The following is an 18,321-nucleotide window of genomic DNA, read 5'->3' as shown; positions in this document are numbered from 1 at the left end:
TCAGCATTTGATCCTTGGCTGCGCTTCCTGGAGGCAGCGGGTCAACACGGCAGCGGGATCGGCAAATTTTCGGGCCAGGATCATGCTGGCGATGATCCACGGTTTCCAGCTGGCCTCTTTGTAGGTGGCAATGCGATAGCGCTCAAAAACGCCGGCGGCGACTTCGCCCGCCTCGCAGGAAACGCCGGTGATGTCGGCGGGCAGACAGTGCATATAGAGCGCGCTGCCGTCGCGGGTCAGCCTCATCATCTCTTCCGTACAGTGCCATTGTTGATGACGCGCATTTTGTTGCAGGCAATGCTGCTCAAGGGCTTTTAGTCCGGCGGTATCCTGATTGCGCAGCAGCGTGGTTCTTTGCTGCATCACCTGCCAGGGCGCCCAGGATTTTGGATAGACGATATCGGCGTCGCGGAACGCTTCTTCCATTGTGCTGACCTGACGGAAGCTGCCGCCGGACGCTTCGGCGTTGCGCCGGGTCACTTCCAGCACGTCGGGAATAAGATCGTAGCCCTCAGGATGCGCCAGCGTGACTTCCATACCAAAGCGGCTCATCAATCCAATAATGCCCTGAGGTACCGAAAGCGGTTTGCCGTAGCTGGGCGAATAGGCCCAGGTCATGGCGATTTTTTTGCCTTTCAGCTGGTTCAGCCCGCCGAAATGTTCTTTAAGCCAGGCCAAATCCGCCATTGACTGCGTAGGGTGATCGATATCGCATTGCAGATTGACCAGGGCAGGCCGCTGGGGCAGAACGCCCTGGCTAAAGCCCTCATCCAGCGCTGCACCGACTTCCCGCATATAGGCGTTACCCGCGCCCAGATACATGTCATCGCGGATGCCGATTGCATCCGCGCAAAAGGAGATCATATTGGCGGTTTCACGTACCGTTTCGCCATGCGCGATCTGCGATTTGCCCTCGTCCAAATCCTGTTGCGTCAGCCCCAGCAGATTCAGCGCCGAGGCGTAGGAAAAACGCGTACGGGTGGAGTTGTCGCGGAAAACCGAAATGCCGAGCCCACTATTAAAAATCCGGGTATCGATGTTTTTCTCACGCATGATTTTCATTAGCTGAGCGATGTCCAGCACTTGCTCAAGTTCTTCGCGGGTTTGCTCCCAGGTAAGTAAAAAATCTTTACTGGCCAGGCCAGTTTTTCTCTGGCCAATGGCCCGTAGCAGTGCGCCTGTCTCTTCCATTTAAACGGTTCCTCATAGCGATACATTATCTCTGCCGCTAACGGCACGGCAGAAAGCCTGACCGCTGTAATCAACTTCTATGCCAGGAGTGGGAGGCACGGCTATTGGCGGCGGAAAAACGTGATCTATCGCCGAATTTGCGAGATATGTAGCAATTTTAAAACGATGTGGTTAGTGAAGAGAGCCTGAGCAGGGTAATGGGCATGACAGCCAAGGGCATGACGGAGTATGGTGTTACGCGATCGTTGGATTCTCAGCGCTCAAAATGATAAAGCCTGCTGTTTCTCTCAAAATGAGATTCAGCACAGGGCTCTCCAGGATGAGAGAAGGGATTGTGAACACAAGGACGCACGTCATGGATGAAGCACCATCGTTACCCTCTGGCCTGATGGCCATACAGCCGACCATTCTGAATTTCAGCAGCCTGCTGGCTAACGTGTTGGAAATGGAAGTGGAAGTTGTCGATCGCCACCTCATTCGCATTGCCGGCACCGGCCCTTACAGCTATCGCTTCGGACATAGCCCGGAAAGCAATAACCATCTGCTCAGGAACGTGATCGAAACGCAAAAGGAAATGGTTGTCGTCGATTCACGTTACAACCCCCTTTGCAAAGCCTGTCAGCAACGACAGTTTTGCAAAGAGCGGGCTTTTATCGGCGTACCTATCCTGGCCCCTCACCGTTGTCTGGGCGTCATCAGCCTTATTGCCGTCAATAATGAGCAGCACCGAAAACTCAGCGATAACGCGGATATGTTTGTGCAGTATATGCGACACGTTTCCCGACTGCTGGTGGCTAATCTCGCCAGCGCTCAGCCGCGGCAACCGCAAAGCGATGCCGTCTGGCACACGCTATTAGGCAGTATGGATCAAGGGGTGATCCTGCTGGATCGGGACGGTAAAGTGAAAGCCGTTAACGATCGTGCGCTCAGCCAACTGGCTGCCACTCAGGAAAGTTTAACGGGAAGATCCCTGGCTATTGAGCCGCTTAGCCGTCAGCGGAAAGCGGCTGACGGCCATGCCCAGCACCGCGTGATTATGGGCGAGCAACAGATGCTGTTGACGGGGCAGCTACATCATATCGGTCAGCAAAAACTCTTTTTAATGGCTTTTCATCAGGACGCGCTTACCGCTTCTTTGCTGACTGAAAACGAGCCGCCTGGCATTGAACGGCTGGTAGGAAAATCCAAAGCAATCCACAAACTGAAACGGCTGATTATGCGTATTGCTTCCAGCCCTTCCAGCGTGATGATACTGGGAGAAAGCGGCACCGGAAAAGAGGTCGTGGCGCGGGCCATCCACAGGCTGAGCAAAAGGCACGACAGGCCGTTTGTGGCGATAAACTGTGCGGCTATTCCTGAAAACCTGCTGGAAAGCGAGCTGTTCGGCTATGTAAAAGGCGCTTTTACCGGCGCGGCTCCCGGCGGACGGTCGGGGCTGATCCAGTCAGCCAACGGCGGCACGCTGTTTCTGGATGAAATCGGCGATATGCCGCTGAGCCTGCAGGCTCGTTTACTGCGGGCGATAGAAAATCGCGAGGTGCTGCCCGTTGGCGCAAGTCGCCCTGTGTCTGTCGATATTCGAATTATTTCCGCTACGCATCAAAACCTGCGGCAATTTATTGAGGATGGAAAGTTCCGGGAGGATCTCTACTATCGCCTGAACGTGATCCCGCTGGAGGTACCGCCACTGCGCGATCGCGAAGGGGATATCGAACTTTTGATGCACTATTTTCTTAATCATCACTCGCAGCGCATCGGCTGCGCCTATCCGGGTATCAGCCGGGAAGCGATAGAGCTGTTACAACGCTACCTGTGGCCAGGCAACGTGCGCGAGTTAAGCAACCTGGTGGAATATCTGGTCAATATTGTTCCTGAAGGGGAGATAATAGACGATGCCTTACTGCCGCCGCTGTTCCATACCGCGATCCGTTCTGTGCCGTTGATGGCGTACCCGCCGAAAACGGTTTGCGACCCGATCGAAAAAGAGGAAGAGGAAGGGATAAAGCTGAAATCCGTAGAAAAAAGTCTGATAGAAGAAGCGCTGCAGCGCACCCGCAATAAGAAGCAGATAGCGGAAGAGCTGGGCATTGGCGTAGCGACGCTTTATCGGAAAATAAAAAAATATGGCCTGCATTCCTGAGCTTCAGCGGGCGTTGCCAAGGCGTTGCTGATACTGTGCGGGCCTGTCTAAATCCCAGTGAATGGTTGGGCTGTCGACCGGCACGCTGATGCAGCCATATTCCTGAATCAGCTTGCGCAGCGTACTTTGCTCAGGCGCTGCGATTATTTGCGCCGCCATTCCGGCAGGCAGCAGCACCGGATGCCCATTTTTGCCCGCGTAGCAGGGCAGTTGGCAACAGAGACTTTGATGCTGCCACAGCAGCGCATAGATTGCCGGATCAATCGCGGGCATATCTCCGGGCACTACGAAAAAGCGTCCGCCGGAAAGCGCGGCGGTGCCGCAGCGTACCGAAGAAAACATCCCCGCCTGGTAACCGGGGTTGTGACAAAGATCTACGGCAGGCCAATGGGCGTAACGCTGATGAAGCTCTTCGGCACGATAGCCTGTTACCAGGATAACTCTGTCGCAGAATGCCAGCGCATTGCGAACGGCCATGTCCAGCACCGTTGTATCCTGCCATGGCAGCAGCATTTTCCAACATCCCATACGCGATGAGAGTCCGGCCGCCAGCATAATACATTCCCTCATAATGGCTTTACTCCGTTTTCAGCACCGCCTTAATTGATTTAATAATTGGTTTGTAACCGGTACAGCGGCAAAGATTTCCCTCCAGCGCTTCTGCAATCTGCTGGTCGCTCGGGCGAGGGGTTTTATCCAGCAGCGCTTTGGTGCTCATCAGCACGCCCGGCGTGCAAAAGCCGCACTGTACGCCGCCGTGGCGCACAAATTCCTGCTGCAGCTTTCTACCGGTTTCATCCTGATGCAGTGCTTCAATAGTGCTGACCGTCGCATCATCGCACTGCGCCGCCAGCACCAGGCATGAACAGACAGACTTACCGTTCATGATCACCGTACAGGCGCCGCACTCGCCTACCGAACAGCCTTCTTTGGTGCCGGTCAGCTGTAAATCCTCGCGTAAAAAATCAAGCAGGCGGCGATTGTCCTCAACCGTTCTCTCAACCTCAACCCCGTTTACTGTCAGCCTGATCCTGTTCATTTTTTTGCTCCTTGTTTTGTCCCGGCTTCACGGGCTTCCTGCAACATTTGACGCAGCATATCTAACGCTACCGGCACCTTGTACGCGGCGGACCAGCGATTGCCTATAGCCGCCGTTAGCAGGGCTTGCAGCGCGCTGGCACCCGCCTCTATCTGCGCGGTCGTCAACGCCTGTCCGGTCAGAACTTTCTCTACCGCAATCAAGCGTTGAGGCTTACTCAACAGCGCGCCATCTACCAGACGGCAGCGCACCAGGATCCCCGCATGATTGAAGGTAAACTGGCCGGTAAAGCTCTGACGGGTAATGTTCAGCGCATTACGACGACCCAGCTGAAGATAGCGTTGCTCAAGACCAGGATCGCGATAGGGGACGGGCAGTATCACCGCGGTCAGTAACTCGCCGGGCTGTAGCCGGGTACGGTAGCCTGCGGTGATAAAGTCCGACAGCGGCATCCGGCGCTGCGCCTGCTGGCTCTGCAGCACGACGATAGCGTCATAGATAATCAGCGGCGGTACGGAGTCTGCGCAGGGCGCGGCGTTAACGATATTACCACCCAGCGTCGCCCGGTTACGGAGCTGTAGTGAACCAATGGTGTTGCAGGCGGTAATTAATAGCGGATAGTGCTCCTGAATCCGCTGATCGGCCGTCAAATCACTGAAGCAAACGCCAGCCCCGATGGCCAAGCCCTCATCGCAGAAAGCGATACGCTGTAGTTCTTTCAAACCTGAAATATCCACCAGCGGCAGCGACACCGTACTAAGCCGCGCCTGTACCAGCAGATCCGTTCCGCCTGCAATCGGCCTGGCCCGGCCGTCGGCCAGCGCCCGTAGCGTGTCATCCAGCGTGTCCGGCCGGTAAACTTGTAGCGTGTTCAGCCGTAAAACCTGTTTTTTACCGCCCGATTCAGCCTGTAGCTCGCTCTGGCGGACCGGTTTTTTCAACGCGTAGCCCAGGCGAACCTGCTCCAGCGTCAGCGGTAGCGTGTAGTTGCGACGTCCAAGCGCGAAGCTCACGGCGTTATTTAGCGCCGCGCCGCCAAGCTCCAGCACGGGTTCGCCGATAACCTTGGCGCCATAGGGACCCGCCTTGTCGTGATTTTCTACCGCGACGATGTCGATATTCGGCACGTCTTTAATCGTGGGCAGCAGGTAGGTATCAAAGTTCTCAGATTTAACCTCGCCTTGCTCTATATTGAACTCTTCCAGCATGGCGTAGCCGATCATTCCCTGAACCAGGCCGCCGTAAACCTGTCCTTCAAAACCAACTTTGTTGATCACTTTGCCGACGTCATGCACGGCCGTGGCGTTGTTAAACGTGATTTTTCCTGTGCGGGTATCCAGCGCGATATCGGCGATCTGACAGCCGTAAACCCAGGTAAAGTAGGGACTGCCGCTTCCTTTTTCTTCGTCCCAGTGGATAGCCGGCGCGACGTGCCAGCCGTAAGCCGAAAGATTGGCACCGGTAGCTTTCGTCATGTCAACGACCTGCCGGAACGCCAGTCGCTTAGAAGGGTATTGGCGGTGAAATACGGTGCCGTTTTCCCATACCAGATCGTCGGGATCGGTTACATCCAGCGTTTGCGCCAGCGCTTTAGCCATGCGTCGCTTGATGCTTTTCGCCGCGCTAAGCACCGCCTGTCCGCCCATTAGCGTGCCGCGGGACGCTACGGTAGATCCCCCATCGGCAATCAAGGCGGTCGGTGGATCGGTGAAATGAATTTGTGTCAGATCCAGGCCAAATGCTTCCGCTGCAATAAGCGACATGGTGGTCTGCAATCCCTGGCCGTTTTCAGACACGGAAGTGGAAAGATTCAGGCTGCCGTCGGCGTTGATCTGTATCAGCGCGGAAGAGGCATCCAGCCCCTCGGCCCCCAGTGAACAACCCCGATGACTGAGCGCCAGTCCAATGCCATATTTAATCGGCCCGCCCAGCTGATTGAGCTGCCGATAATGCTCCCGTTTCGCCAAAAACTCGGTTTTGTCGATAGCCTTTTGCAGGACTTCCTGCGCGGAAACCTGATGCTCGCTGAGAACCTGTCCAGCCATGCTGGTGTCGTTCTGGCGCAGTACGTTTCTCAGACGCAGCTCGACGGGCGACAGCCCCATTTTTTCCGCTACCTCATCCATCAGCGATTCATTGGCAAAAATAACCTGCGGCGCCCCAAAGCCGCGATAGGCGGAGGTATAATTATTGTTGGTATAGACGCCGGTAATATCGACACGCACGTTGGGAATATTATAAGGCCCGGCAGCCTGTACGGAGCTACGCCAGGTGACAAAAGGCGTTTGCCCGGCATAGCTGCCGCCATCCGCAAGGATATCTATTTTTATTGCCTGGATACGCGCCCGATCGTCCAGACCGATTTTGTAATGCATCTGATAAGGGTGGCGTTTATAGCTCTCCTGCATTGACTGTTCGCGGTTATAGGTCATTTTTACCGGGCGCGAAGTCAATACGGCCAGCAACGCCGCCCGGCAGGCAAGATGATCGATAATATCGTCTTTGCCGCCGAAAGAGCCGCCCAGCACGGAGCGCTTCACGTTAACCTTTGACTGCGGCAGATCCAGATATTTCGCCACCATGCCGCGCACGCGATGCGCATTTTGTATTGACCCATAAACCGTGACGATTTGTTCATTGTCGTCGTAGCCGACGGTGATGGACTCCGGCTCAATATAGGCGTGCTCCTGAAAGCCGACCTCAAAATCGCGCTCAAAGATATGGCTGGAGGCCGCAAAGCCCGCCTCAATATCGCCCTTAATCGTATGGTGATGATTAATAATATTATTTTCTTTGTCACTGTGGATGAGACGCGCCCCTGGTCTGATAGCGTCTTTAACCGATGTTATCGGTGTCCAGGGCGTGTAGGTCACGCGGATTTTATCGGCGGCCTGGCAGGCTATTTCATAGCTTTCCGCCGCGATCACGGCAATTACGTCCCCGCGAAAAGCGATTTCGCCTTCAACGATAGGCGGATAGTCCGGAATAACCACGCCAACATAGCGCTGGCCGGGGATGTCCTTCCATGTTGCAATTTTTACCACGCCAGGCAGTTTTTCCGCCTCCGTAATATCCAGCGAGGCGATTCGCCCTGCGGCGATATCGGCATAGCGACACACGCCATAAAGCATGTTTTTCAAAACAATATCGTCGCCATATACGGCAGCCCCCCTGACCTTCGCCAGGCCGTCGACGCGCGGCACTTCACTGCCCACTAAAAGAGTTTTCACGGGTTTTGGTCTCCTGATGCTTCCCTGGGGCAGCCCTAAGCAAGGGATATGCCAGAGTATGGCGATGCCTGCGACAAGTTCCAGGGCTGCGAGGCATTCCGAAGAAAGCGGGCAAAAACAAGTCTGTTATTCGCTTGTATGTCGCCGGAGTTGTTTCACTTTGATGTCTTTTTCTCAAAATGAGATGGTAATTCTCTGTCTACGTCAGCCATAGCGACGACATCCCTCTCTTAAACCGACGTTCTCGCCAGCAACTGCGTAATGCCTCACAAAAATCAGCTCTGAATGGCTTTTTTCCGCAAATGTGCCCTTTTTTTGCATAGCCCGACGAAAGGGATTTGTGCGGCATAAAAGGAGTAAAAATGAACCGGTTTGTCACTGTTAATCCCGGCGAGTGTATTGATTGTCATGTTTGTGAAGTGGCGTGTGCATTAGCGCACGGCGATGGCGAATGGCCAGTCGATCGTGGGCAGTTTCGGCCGCGCATTCATCTTGTCAAAGGCTGTGGCCCCGTTACCTGTCGTCAGTGCAACCATGCGCCCTGCGTCGCCAGCTGCCCAACTCAGGCGCTTGTTTTTCAACGCGGCAGCGTGCGGCTGCATGAGGAAAAGTGCATAGGCTGCAAAAATTGTCTGCTGGCCTGTCCGTTTGGCGCGATTGAACCGGCTGCTTCTGAAGACGTTATGAGTAAGTGCGATCTCTGCGAGCAAACCGGGCAGGGCGGCCCCGCTTGTGTGGCTTCCTGCCCGACCCGGGCGCTGCACGTGATGGATGAAAATACATTGACGCGGCTTCGGCAGTACCGTCAGTACGCCACTGCTGACGATAAAGCGCTGCGGCCAGTAGCCGGACGCGCCGCGCAGGCGTTGGATAAGCTGCCGCGCATTGGCGCCCGCAAGCTTAAACCCACGGATCGCGTCAGGCATTTCTGCGAGATTTATCAGGGCCTCTCGCCGTCGCAGGCGGGTTATGAGGCCGAGCGCTGTCTTTATTGCGCGCAAAAAGCGTGGTGCGGCTGGGCCTGCCCGCTGCACAACGCCATCCCCGATTTTATCCGCCTGGTACAGGAGGGGCGAATTATCGATGCGGCAGAGCTATCGCATCAGACCAGCAGCCTGCCGGAAATTTGCGGGCGTGTCTGTCCACAGGATCGGCTCTGCGAAGGCGCATGTACGCTCAGCGGTCGGTCGGGCGCGGTTTCGATAGGTAACCTCGAGCGTTACATCACTGATGAAGCGTTCAGGCAGGGCTGGCACCCGACGCCGCCAGCGATTGAGGCCCGGCCTGAAAAGGTGGCGGTGGTGGGCGCCGGGCCTGCCGGGCTGGGCTGTGCTGATATCCTTGCGCGCAGCGGCGTGCAGGTGGATGTCTACGATCGCCATCCCGAAATTGGCGGGATGCTGACCTTTGGGATCCCCTCTTTCAAGCTGGATAAACAGCTGATGACAACCCGCCGCGCGATTTTCAGCAAAATGGGAATTAAGTTTCACCTTAACTGCGAAATTGGTCGTGACCTTTCTTTCTCTCGTCTGCTGGCGGATTACGACGCCGTCTTTTTAGGGGTGGGCACCTATAAATTGATGCAGGCGGGCCTTGAGCATGAGGATGCGCCCGGCGTCATGCAGGCGCTGCCTTATCTGACCGCTAATACGCGCCGGGTAATGGGGCTGGCAGAGGACAAACAGCAGCCTTATGTCTCACTGAAGGGGAAAAAAGTCGTAGTTCTGGGCGGTGGCGATACGGCGATGGACTGCGTGCGTACCGCCATCCGGCAGCAGGCGAAACAGGTTATTTGCGCCTATCGGCGCGATGAAGAGAGTATGCCTGGCTCTAAAAAAGAGGTCGCCAACGCGTGCGAAGAAGGCGTGGAATTTATGTTTAACCTGCTGCCGCAATATATCGAGCTGGATAAGGGCGGTCGTCTGAGCGGCATAGGGATGATCCGCACCGTTGCCGGTGAGCCAGGCAGCGACGGGCGCCGGCGACCGCAGCTGGTCAAAGGATCTGAGTTCGTGCTGGCTGCCGACGCGCTGATCCTGGCCTTTGGCTTTCAGGCGCACGAGATGCCCTGGCTGGCGGGACAGGCGGTCCGTTTCGATCGTCGGGGGCTGATTAAAACAGGCCAGGCGGGTCGCACAACGCAAACGCATCATCCAAAAGTGTTTGCCGCCGGGGATGCCGTGCACGGTGCCGATTTGGTGGTAACGGCTATGGCGGAAGGGCGTCGCAGCGCGCGGGAGATGCTGGCGATGTTTGAGCAGAGCGCGAAAATGACCCGCGCAGAAATAAAGGAGCGGGCCTTATGAGCCAGTTTATCTTCGCCCAGCCTGAAAAATGTATCGGCTGCCATACCTGTGAGGTTGCCTGCGCCGTGGTGCATACGGGCACGCCGTTACTGGCTACGCAGCACTATTTCCCTCGCCTGAAGGTTATTAAATCGTCGCAGGTTAGCGTGCCCGTTATGTGCCATCAGTGTAATAACGCGCCCTGCGTCTCTGCATGCCCCGTCGCGGCGTTGTATAAGGGCGAGCTGGGTATGATAGAAACCCGCAGTCATCGCTGTATTGACTGCAAAAGCTGCGTGATTGCCTGCCCGTTTGGCGTCATTGAAATCGTCAGCATGCCCGAAGAAAAGCCGCTGATAGTGAAATGCGATCTTTGCGCTGGTCAATCCGACGAGCCCGCCTGCATCCACGTGTGCCCAACCGGTGCGTTAACGCTGATGACCGCCGCCGGACTGGCGCAACGACAGCAGCAAAAGCAGCAGCGAGCCGCAGCAGAAAGCCAGCTGAACGGGCCTTATTTACAGGAGGTGGAGAAACATGGATAAAGCGATTGTTGTTTGTCCCTACTGCGGCTGCGGCTGCAAAATTGCGTTGCAGATTGCAGACGGAAAAGTCGTTGGCGCGGAAGGCGCGCCCGGCGTCACCAATGAAGGAAAGCTTTGCCTGAAGGGCTACTTCGGCTGGGAATTTTTGAATAATACCCGCCTGCTGACGCCGCGCTTGCAGCATCCCGCCATTCGTCGTAAACGAGGCGGGCCTTTTGAAAAAGTCAGCTGGCAGGAAGCTATCGATTTTGTCAGCAGGCGGCTGCAAAAAATCCGGGATCGTTCAGGGCCTGAAAGCATTATGGTTACCGGATCTTCACGCGGGCCGGGAAACGAAACCAACTATGTCATGCAGAAGTTTGCGCGTGCCGTATTGGGAAGCAATAACATCGACTGCTGCGCCAGGGTGTGCCACGGCCCTTCCGTCGCTGGCCTGCGGGCGACGCTGGGCAATGGGGCGATGAGCAACGCCATGAAGGATATTGAAGAAAGCGACTGCCTGCTTATCTTTGGCTATAACGCCGCGGATTCTCATCCGATCGTGGCCAGACGCATTCTGCATGCCAAAGAGAAAGGGGCCAAAATTATCGTCTGCGATCCGCGCTATATTGAAAGCGCCCGGCTGGCCGATCTGTGGCTGCCGCTAAAAAACGGCAGCAATATGGCGCTGGTAAACGCGCTTGCTCACGTACTGATTGCTGAAAAGCTGTGGGACAAAAGCTATATCGATAAGCATACGGAAGGGCTGGAAGCGTGGCGGGAAGGCGTACAGCGCTATTCGCCGGAAGCGGTGGAAGCCATCACAGGACTGAAGCCGGAGCTTATTCGCCAGGCTGCCCGCCTTTATGCCCGCGCCCGCAACGCCACCATTTTATGGGGGATGGGGGTGACCCAGTGGGGGCAGGGCGTGGACGTGGTGAAAGGATTGGCCAGCCTGGCGCTGGCTACCGGCAATTTCGGGCGGCCGGGCGTCGGCGTGGGGCCGGTCAGAGGGCAAAATAACGTGCAGGGCGCCTGCGATATGGGGGCTCTGCCAGATGTTTTCCCCGGCTATCAGCCCGTAACGGATAAGGCAGTACGCGAAAAATTTGCCGCCGCCTGGGGCGTTGGTTCGCTCAGCGATAAACCCGGATACGCCATTACCGATGTACCTCATTTAGCATTGGAGGGCAAGCTGCATGCCTACTGGATTATGGGTGAAGATCCGCTGCAAACCGAACCGGATCTCGCCCTGATGCGTCAGGCGATGGCAAAGCTGGAGCTGATCGTGGTGCAGGATATTTTTATGACCAAAACGGCAGAGCTGGCGGATGTCCTGCTGCCCGCCACCAGCTGGGGCGAGCATGAGGGCGTTTATACCAGCGCCGATCGAGGATTCCAGCGCTTTGAAAAAGCTGTAGAGCCGCAGGGCGACGTCCTGCCGGACTGGGAAATTATCTGCCGCGTGGCGCAGGCGATGGGGTATCCCATGCGCTATGAAAACAATAAAGCGATCTGGGATGAATTGCGTGCGCTTTGCCCGCTGTACACCGGTGCCACCTGGGAAAAAATGGCCGGATTTGGCTACGTGCAGTGGCCCTGTCCTGATGAAGCGCATCCCGGCACGCCTTACCTTTATGAAGGGAACCGCTTTTCGCGTCCTTCCGGTAAAGGGCTGCTGTTTGCCTGTGACTGGCAGCCGCCCGCCGAAGCAACCGATGAAGCCTGGCCGCTGGTGCTCTGTACGGTACGTGAAGTGGGTCACTACAGCTGCCGCTCAATGACCGGCAACTGCCACGCCCTGGCGGCTCAGGCCGATGAACCCGGCAGGATCCAGATGAATACGGCGGACGCGCGTGCGCTGAATATCCATAACGGCGAACTGGTGTGGGTGGCTTCACGGCGCGGCAGGGTGCTCAGCAGAGCTGATGTCAGCGACAGAACAAATCGGGGCGCGGTCTATATGACCTATCAGTGGTGGATAGGTGCCTGTAATGAGCTGACCCTCGATCATGTCGATCCGGTAGCGAAAACGCCGGAGTTTAAACACTGCGCTGTCAGAGTGGAGAAAATTGCCGATGCGCAGTGGGCGGAACAGCAGGTTACGGCGCGCTATCGACAAATGAAGGATCGCCTGGCGAAAGCGGCGGCGCCGCTAACGTAAGGCCTGGTGTTTTATAACCCCGGGAGCAGCGGCTTTTAACTCGCAAAACCGCCTGTTTCTAACCTTCAGGTCTGGTGATTTTCGCCGCTCGGATCTGGTGGTTTGCAACCCTCGGGCATGGCGGTTTCTAACCTTCAGGCTGGCCTTTTCCAACCTTTGGGTCAGCGGCTTTAAACTTCCAGGCCGCCGCCTGTTTTTACACTAAAGCCGACAGGCGATCGATCATTCTTTGACGTTGTGCAGCGCCAGAGAAACGGCCAGCGTCTGCGCAAGGCACAGCGAAGCAACCTGTGAACGGAAGCCGTCGACCTGGGCTTCACGCACCACAAAGCAGACGTCGCTGAAGGCGGCCAGCGGGCTGACCTGACTGTCGGTAATGGCAATCTGCTGTGCGCCGCGTTTTGCACCCAGCTCAACCAGCTCGACGGCTTCACGCGCATAGGGCGAATAGCTGATAGCGATCACCACGTCTTTAGGGTTAACCATGCTGAGCTGCTCGGTAAACATCCCGCCCAGGCCGTCAATTAAAAAAGCGCGACGTTCCAGGTGGCGCAGCGCATAGGTCAGATAGGAAGCAACGCTGAACGAACGACGCAGGCCAATCACATAGATATTTTCCGCCTGCGCCAGCAGCTCTACGGCTTTATTCAGCTGTTCCGGGTTGGTCTGCATTGCCAGCTGCTGCAAGGCCTGGGAATTGACCATAGTAAAGACGTTGAGAATTTCCGCCGGGTTTTCCGGCGGTGTGGCCGTTTCATCCGTCGAGGTCTGGCGGAACAAACGCGCGCGTTCGGTATAGTTAACGGTTTCTTCCATCAGGTGCTGACGAAACACCTGCTTCATTTCGTTAAAGCCGCTGAAACCAAATGCGTTGGAGAAGCGGATTAGCGTAGAAGGCGGCACGTCGGCCTGCTGGGCGATCGAGGCTACGGTGTCAAAAGCGATACTGTTGCTGTTGTCGAGGATGTAGCGAGCCACCTGTTTAAGGCGCTTACTCAGGGTATCGTAGCGACGACGAATATCGTCCTGTAACAGGGAAAGCTGTGTTGGGGTAATAGTCATTGACTCAGGCTCGTTAAATTTTAGTCATATTCTTCTGGCGGTTATTCTATCAGATGAACAAAAAATTTCACTTGCTAACGAAATTCAGCGGTTCTATTTCATCGCTATATGAATCCCATCACAGAAAAAACACGATCGGTGCGGCTTTGCCGACGTTCGCCTTTTTTAAAAACGCAAACCGGGAGGAAGTTAAAAAACGGGTGAAATTAACCGCACCGCCAGCGGGCGGAAAACGCGGCTGGCGGACGGTACAGGCACGGAAGGTCAGGTTGCAGGACGAACTTCCCGCCAGTAGTCGATCAGACGCAGATAATTTCCTTTTACCTCAGCAATCAGGGCTTCATCATTAAGTTCACCTTGCAGCCACTGGCGTGAAGGCTGGCCAAAAATAGTGCGGCCTACCGCAAAACCTTTTACCCAGGGCGCCTGTGCCGCCGCGGCGAATCCCGCCTTCAGCTTCTCTTCCGGCGCATCCAGGCCCAGGATCAAAATGCCGCGACACCAGGGATCCTGCTGCTCAATCAGCCTGCTGATGGCCTGCCAGCTTTCCAGGCTCAGCGGCGGCAGTTTCCACCAGTCCGGCCGGATGCCCAGCGAATAGAAGTGGCTCAGCATCTCCACATAGTAAGACTCTTGCTTATCCGGATTATGTTCCGGCAGGATCACTTCCAGCAGCAGTTCATGGCCGGTCTTATTACAGCCTTGCCAGACGTCAAGGATGAGCTCGTCCTGCTCTTTACGCAGCTCGGCGCTGTCGTGCGGATGATAGAAAACCAGGCACTTCACCACATGCTCCTGCGGCCAGTCCACCAGCTGCGAACCGATATTGCCATGCTCCAGACGCAGCGGCCTTGAGCCCGGCATCTCGATCGGACGACCGATCCACCAGCCTTTGCCGGTAATCGCATTCAGCGTGGGTTGCCCGAAGGTGGTATCGGCCAGAATGCCGCTACGGCGATCCAGTCCGGCTTGCGTGGCGGCTTCCTGCGCTGCGCGCAGCAATAGCGTTTTCAGCTCTGGCAGACGGGTCGTGTCCACCCCTGCCTCTTTCGCCATATCCACCAGCTGTTTACGATGGTCAAAAGCGAACACGCACAGCTCCGGCCACGGCTGTTTACGCGTGGTAACACGATGCAGATGATTCAGGCGGCTGTCCAGGTCGGGCCGCTTAACTTCTTTATCGCGGCTCAGGAAGTCATCCAGCTCGGCTTTGGTCGGCATCGCCGGCGCGCAGCCGTGGCGCGAAACCACCAGAGCGCCGCAGGCGTTGGCGTAGCGGCACGCCTGTTCCCAGCTCTCATCGTTCAGCCAGCCGCGCAGCAGGCCGGACATAAAAGCATCACCCGCACCCAGCACGTTCAACACTTCCACGCGCACGCCGCTTTGCAGTTTCGTCTGCTCCCAGCCTGGCGGGATTTCGCCCTCCAGCACCACGCAGCCCAGCGCTCCGCGTTTGCAAACCAGCGTCGCCTTAGTGGCCTGACGTACGTTTTTCAACGCGGTCAGCGTATCGGTACTGCCGCCGGCGATATGAAACTCTTCTTCGGTGCCGACCACCAAATCGAAATAATGCAGCACTTCCTGCAGCTGCTGCGTCACGTGGCTGGATTCGATAAAGCGGGTTTCTCCATCGCCGAGCGAGGTCAACCCCCACAGAACCGGACGATAATCAATGTCCAGCGCGGTGCGCAGACCGTGGCGACGGGCGATGTCCAGCGCCTTCAGCACGGCAGCCCGGGTATCAGGATGAGACAGATGCGTGCCGGTCACCGCCACGGAGCGGGAAGAGGCGATGTAATCTTCCCGGATATCTTCAGGCGTCAGGCCCATATCAGCGCAGTTATCCCGATAGAACACCAGCGGGAAAGTATCCTGATCTTTGATCCCGAGGATCACCAGGCCTGTCAGGCGGGTTTTATCAGTAATCAGGCATTCGGTATCCGCGCCTGCACGCTGCAGCTCTTCCCGCAGGAAGCGGCCCATATGCTCATCGCCCACGCGGGCCAACATACCGGATTTCAGCCCCTGAATAGCCGTACCGTAAGCGACATTGCCGGACGACCCGCCCAGATATTTGGAAAATGTACTCATATCTTCCAGCCGGGCACCAATCTGCTGACCATAGAGGTCAACGGCAATGCGCCCGATACAGATCACATCAAGCCGCTTCTGTTGTGTACTCATTCTGTTTCCTTCTGTGATAGGCCAGCCGCGCTGTGTCAGCGCATCCCCTGAACGCATAACGGCGTCCGGATATGAAGTGAAAATCAGTATGGGGAATAAATATTTCAAATTCAACCGAGAATGAAATTAATACCCCAAAAATGTGAAGTGGCTAAAACTCTCGCATTTTGCAGCGGCGTGGCGCTGTGACGACACTATTTTCATGGCTCTGGCCAGACGATATACAGGTTAAAAAATATGTATTTATATTAAATATATATCTGATATATAAAGGAATAATTAGAATTTTTATTGCCGGGATCGGGCCATGCTGCCGCTGTTGGGCGAGGCGTCCTGGCGATACGCGTTGCAGGGCATAATTTGATCTCTCTCGCAAAATGAAATGTTTCTTCTGTAATGTGGTTTAGTGAAAAAAATATTTGTTTATAATCGCCTCACGTTTCATTTTCGGCCATTACCGCAGTGGCGATTATTCGGTCGAAACGCGGCAGACCGGCGGTCTGTCGCCGTACCGTAAGGAAGAGCAAATGAGCAAGATCAGATTAACCACGGCACAGGCTTTAGTCAGATTTCTGGACAATCAGTATCTGTCGGTAGATGGCGTCGAAACCAAGTTTGTGAAGGGCATTTTTGCTATTTTCGGCCACGGCAACGTGCTGGGGCTGGGGCAGGCGCTGGAGCAGGACAGCGGCGATCTGATCGTGCGTCAGGGGCGTAATGAACAGGGCATGGCGCACGCCGCTATCGGCTACGCCAAGCAGAAGCTGCGGCGGGAGATCATCGCCTGCACCTCTTCCGTGGGGCCTGGCGCGGCCAATATGATCACCGCCGCGGGCACCGCTTCCGCTAACCGTATTCCTTTACTGCTGCTGCCTGGCGATGTGTTTGCTACCCGCCAGCCCGATCCGGTGCTGCAACAGATTGAGCAGAGTCACGATCTTAGCATCAGTACCAACGATGCGTTTCGCGCGGTCAGCAAATACTGGGATCGGATAAACCGCCCGGAACAGCTGATGACCGCCTGTATCAATGCCATGCGCGTGCTGACCGATCCGGCGGAAACCGGCGCCGTTACCCTTTCGCTGCCGCAGGACGTGCAGGGCGAAGCCTGGGATTATCCCGACTATTTCTTCCAGAAGCGCGTGCATCTGCTCGATCGCCGTCTGCCGACCGAGGCCCAGCTGGCGGCCGCGCTGAAGCTGATCGCTGGCAAACGCAAGCCGCTGATCGTCTGCGGCGGCGGCGTGAAATATTCCGAAGCGGGCGAGGCACTGCGCCAGTTCGCTGAGCGTCACCAAATTCCGTTTGCGGAAACGCAGGCCGGTAAGGGCACGATCCTTTCCGATCATCCGCTGAACGTCGGCGGCGTGGGTGAAACCGGCTGCCTGGCGGCCAATCTGCTGGCGAAGGAGGCCGATCTGGTCATTGGCATCGGCACGCGCTACACCGATTTCACCACCGCCTCAAAATGGATCTTCCAGAACCCGGACGTCAGCTATCTCAACGTTAACGTCAGCAGCTTTGATGCCTGGAAACTGGACGGCGTACAGGTGGTGGCCGATGCGCGCGAGGCGCTTTCTGCGCTGGATAACCGGCTGTCTGCCCAGGGCTTCACCAGCGGCTGGGGAGAAAAAATTGCTCAGGCACAGAGCAAATTACTGAAGGAAACGCAGCGCGTTTATCAGGCGGTTTACAGCAACGATGGTTTTGTGCCGGAGATTGACGATCGTCTGGATCGCGAGGCCGTTTTCGCCGAATTCAACCGGTTGACCGATTCGTTCCTGACGCAAAGCAGCGTGCTGGGCACGCTAAATGAAAATCTCCCAAAGGATGCGGTGATCGTTGCCGCGGCCGGTAGCCTGCCGGGCGATCTGCAACGCGTGTGGCGCAATAAGGATTACAACGGCTATCACGTTGAGTACGGCTATTCCTGTATGGGCTACGAGGTCAACGCTTCGCTGGGGGTCAAGCTGGCCGAGCCGCACCGCGAGGTCTACACCCTGGTCGGTGACGGCGCCTTTATGATGCTGCATTCCGAGCTGGTGACCTCTGTTCAGGAGAACGCCAAGATCAACGTGATGCTGTTCGACAACATGACCAACGGCTGCATCAACAATCTGCAAATGGAACACGGCATGGACAGCTTTACCACTGAGTTCCGCTTCCGCAATGGCGAAGGCGGCAAGCTGGACGGCGGCCTGATACCGGTGGATTTTGCCGCCATCGCCGCTGGCTACGGCTGCAAAACGTGGCGCGTCACCACGCTGGCACAGCTGAAGCAGGCGCTGGAAGAAGCGCGGCAGTCGCCGGTTTCCACGCTGATTGATATTAAAGTGCTGCCAAAAACCATGGTGCATAAATATTTCAGCTGGTGGCACGTGGGCGGGGCGCAGGTATCGCAGTCCGAGCGCATTAATGCCGTGGCCCACATGCTGAACGAGCATCTCGACCAGGCACGTAAATACTAATTCATCCTCTGTGGCCTGAACCGGACGGGCTTTT

11 protein-coding genes are annotated in these 18,321 nt (G+C 56.2%); 5 read left to right on the top strand and 6 right to left on the bottom strand.

The annotated features are described in order from the left end of the window. Window positions 1-1,191 (bottom strand): knotted carbamoyltransferase YgeW, encoded by a 1,191-nt coding sequence (gene ygeW / locus EGK14_RS15315; protein WP_125289959.1) that lies wholly within the window; start codon window positions 1,189-1,191, stop codon window positions 1-3. Window positions 1,192-1,546: 355 nt separating this feature from the next. Between ygeW and EGK14_RS15310 the strand changes: the two genes are divergently transcribed. Then, window positions 1,547-3,331, top strand: coding sequence for a sigma 54-interacting transcriptional regulator (locus EGK14_RS15310; RefSeq protein ID WP_125289958.1), 1,785 nt, complete (start codon window positions 1,547-1,549; stop codon window positions 3,329-3,331). 3 nt (window positions 3,332-3,334) lie between these two features. On the opposite strand, the gene EGK14_RS15305 is transcribed toward EGK14_RS15310, so the two are convergent. Genes EGK14_RS15305 through EGK14_RS15295 form a run of 3 tightly spaced genes read right to left on the bottom strand, consistent with a single transcriptional unit; the run spans window position 3,335 to window position 7,600 of the window. After that, window positions 3,335-3,901, bottom strand: coding sequence for an NTP transferase domain-containing protein (locus EGK14_RS15305; RefSeq protein WP_233598510.1), 567 nt, complete (start codon window positions 3,899-3,901; stop codon window positions 3,335-3,337). 7 nt (window positions 3,902-3,908) lie between these two features. Next, window positions 3,909-4,370, bottom strand: a complete 462-nt coding sequence (locus EGK14_RS15300) for a (2Fe-2S)-binding protein (RefSeq protein ID WP_125289957.1) — start codon at window positions 4,368-4,370, stop codon at window positions 3,909-3,911. Next, on the bottom strand, window positions 4,367-7,600 hold the full coding sequence (locus tag EGK14_RS15295; RefSeq protein ID WP_125289956.1) for a molybdopterin cofactor-binding domain-containing protein: 3,234 nt from the start codon (window positions 7,598-7,600) through the stop codon (window positions 4,367-4,369). Before EGK14_RS15295 ends, EGK14_RS15300 begins: the two co-directional genes overlap by 4 nt. 347 nt (window positions 7,601-7,947) lie before the next feature. On the opposite strand from EGK14_RS15295, the gene EGK14_RS15290 reads away from it, so the two are divergent. Genes EGK14_RS15290 through fdhF form a run of 3 tightly spaced genes read left to right on the top strand, consistent with a single transcriptional unit; the run spans window position 7,948 to window position 12,573 of the window. Further along, window positions 7,948-9,906, top strand: coding sequence for an FAD-dependent oxidoreductase (locus EGK14_RS15290; RefSeq protein WP_233598511.1), 1,959 nt, complete (start codon window positions 7,948-7,950; stop codon window positions 9,904-9,906). Then, window positions 9,903-10,430, top strand: coding sequence for a 4Fe-4S dicluster domain-containing protein (locus EGK14_RS15285; protein WP_125289954.1), 528 nt, complete (start codon window positions 9,903-9,905; stop codon window positions 10,428-10,430). The genes EGK14_RS15290 and EGK14_RS15285 overlap by 4 nt, the downstream gene beginning before the upstream one ends. Then, the gene (gene fdhF / locus EGK14_RS15280) at window positions 10,423-12,573 is read left to right on the top strand and encodes a formate dehydrogenase subunit alpha (RefSeq protein ID WP_125289953.1); all 2,151 of its coding nucleotides are present in this window, start codon (window positions 10,423-10,425) and stop codon (window positions 12,571-12,573) included. Before EGK14_RS15285 ends, fdhF begins: the two co-directional genes overlap by 8 nt. Before the next feature lie 222 nt (window positions 12,574-12,795). Here fdhF and EGK14_RS15275 read toward each other — a convergent pair whose 3' ends face one another. Continuing rightward, window positions 12,796-13,635 carry a MurR/RpiR family transcriptional regulator gene (locus EGK14_RS15275; RefSeq protein ID WP_125289952.1) on the bottom strand — a complete coding sequence of 280 codons (840 nt, stop codon included), beginning with the start codon at window positions 13,633-13,635 and terminating at the stop codon, window positions 12,796-12,798. Window positions 13,636-13,899: 264 nt separating this feature from the next. Beyond that, window positions 13,900-15,819 carry a 5-dehydro-2-deoxygluconokinase gene (gene iolC, locus EGK14_RS15270; RefSeq protein ID WP_125289951.1) on the bottom strand — a complete coding sequence of 640 codons (1,920 nt, stop codon included), beginning with the start codon at window positions 15,817-15,819 and terminating at the stop codon, window positions 13,900-13,902. A gap of 527 nt (window positions 15,820-16,346) precedes the next feature. Between iolC and iolD the strand changes: the two genes are divergently transcribed. Then, window positions 16,347-18,287, top strand: coding sequence for a 3D-(3,5/4)-trihydroxycyclohexane-1,2-dione acylhydrolase (decyclizing) (gene iolD / locus EGK14_RS15265; protein ID WP_125289950.1), 1,941 nt, complete (start codon window positions 16,347-16,349; stop codon window positions 18,285-18,287). The last annotated feature ends 34 nt before the right edge of the window (window positions 18,288-18,321 follow it).

Source organism: Erwinia sp. 198 (assembly GCF_003937915.1).
In the GTDB taxonomy this organism is placed as follows: Bacteria; Pseudomonadota; Gammaproteobacteria; order Enterobacterales; family Enterobacteriaceae; genus Erwinia; species Erwinia aeris.
Note: the sequence above shows the minus strand (reverse complement) of the source record. Positions and strands in the feature narration are given on the sequence as shown.

Bases quoted from the DNA above. Each gene is read 5' to 3' on its own strand.
- ygeW (WP_125289959.1), bottom strand. From the start codon at position 1,191: ATGGAAGAGACAGGCGCACTGCTACGGGCCATTGGCCAGAGAAAAACT.
- EGK14_RS15310 (WP_125289958.1), top strand. From the start codon at position 1,547: ATGGATGAAGCACCATCGTTACCCTCTGGCCTGATGGCCATACAGCCG.
- EGK14_RS15305 (WP_233598510.1), bottom strand. From the start codon at position 3,901: ATGAGGGAATGTATTATGCTGGCGGCCGGACTCTCATCGCGTATGGGA.
- EGK14_RS15300 (WP_125289957.1), bottom strand. From the start codon at position 4,370: ATGAACAGGATCAGGCTGACAGTAAACGGGGTTGAGGTTGAGAGAACG.
- EGK14_RS15285 (WP_125289954.1), top strand. From the start codon at position 9,903: ATGAGCCAGTTTATCTTCGCCCAGCCTGAAAAATGTATCGGCTGCCAT.
- fdhF (WP_125289953.1), top strand. From the start codon at position 10,423: ATGGATAAAGCGATTGTTGTTTGTCCCTACTGCGGCTGCGGCTGCAAA.
- EGK14_RS15275 (WP_125289952.1), bottom strand. From the start codon at position 13,635: ATGACTATTACCCCAACACAGCTTTCCCTGTTACAGGACGATATTCGT.
- iolC (WP_125289951.1), bottom strand. From the start codon at position 15,819: ATGAGTACACAACAGAAGCGGCTTGATGTGATCTGTATCGGGCGCATT.
- iolD (WP_125289950.1), top strand. From the start codon at position 16,347: ATGAGCAAGATCAGATTAACCACGGCACAGGCTTTAGTCAGATTTCTG.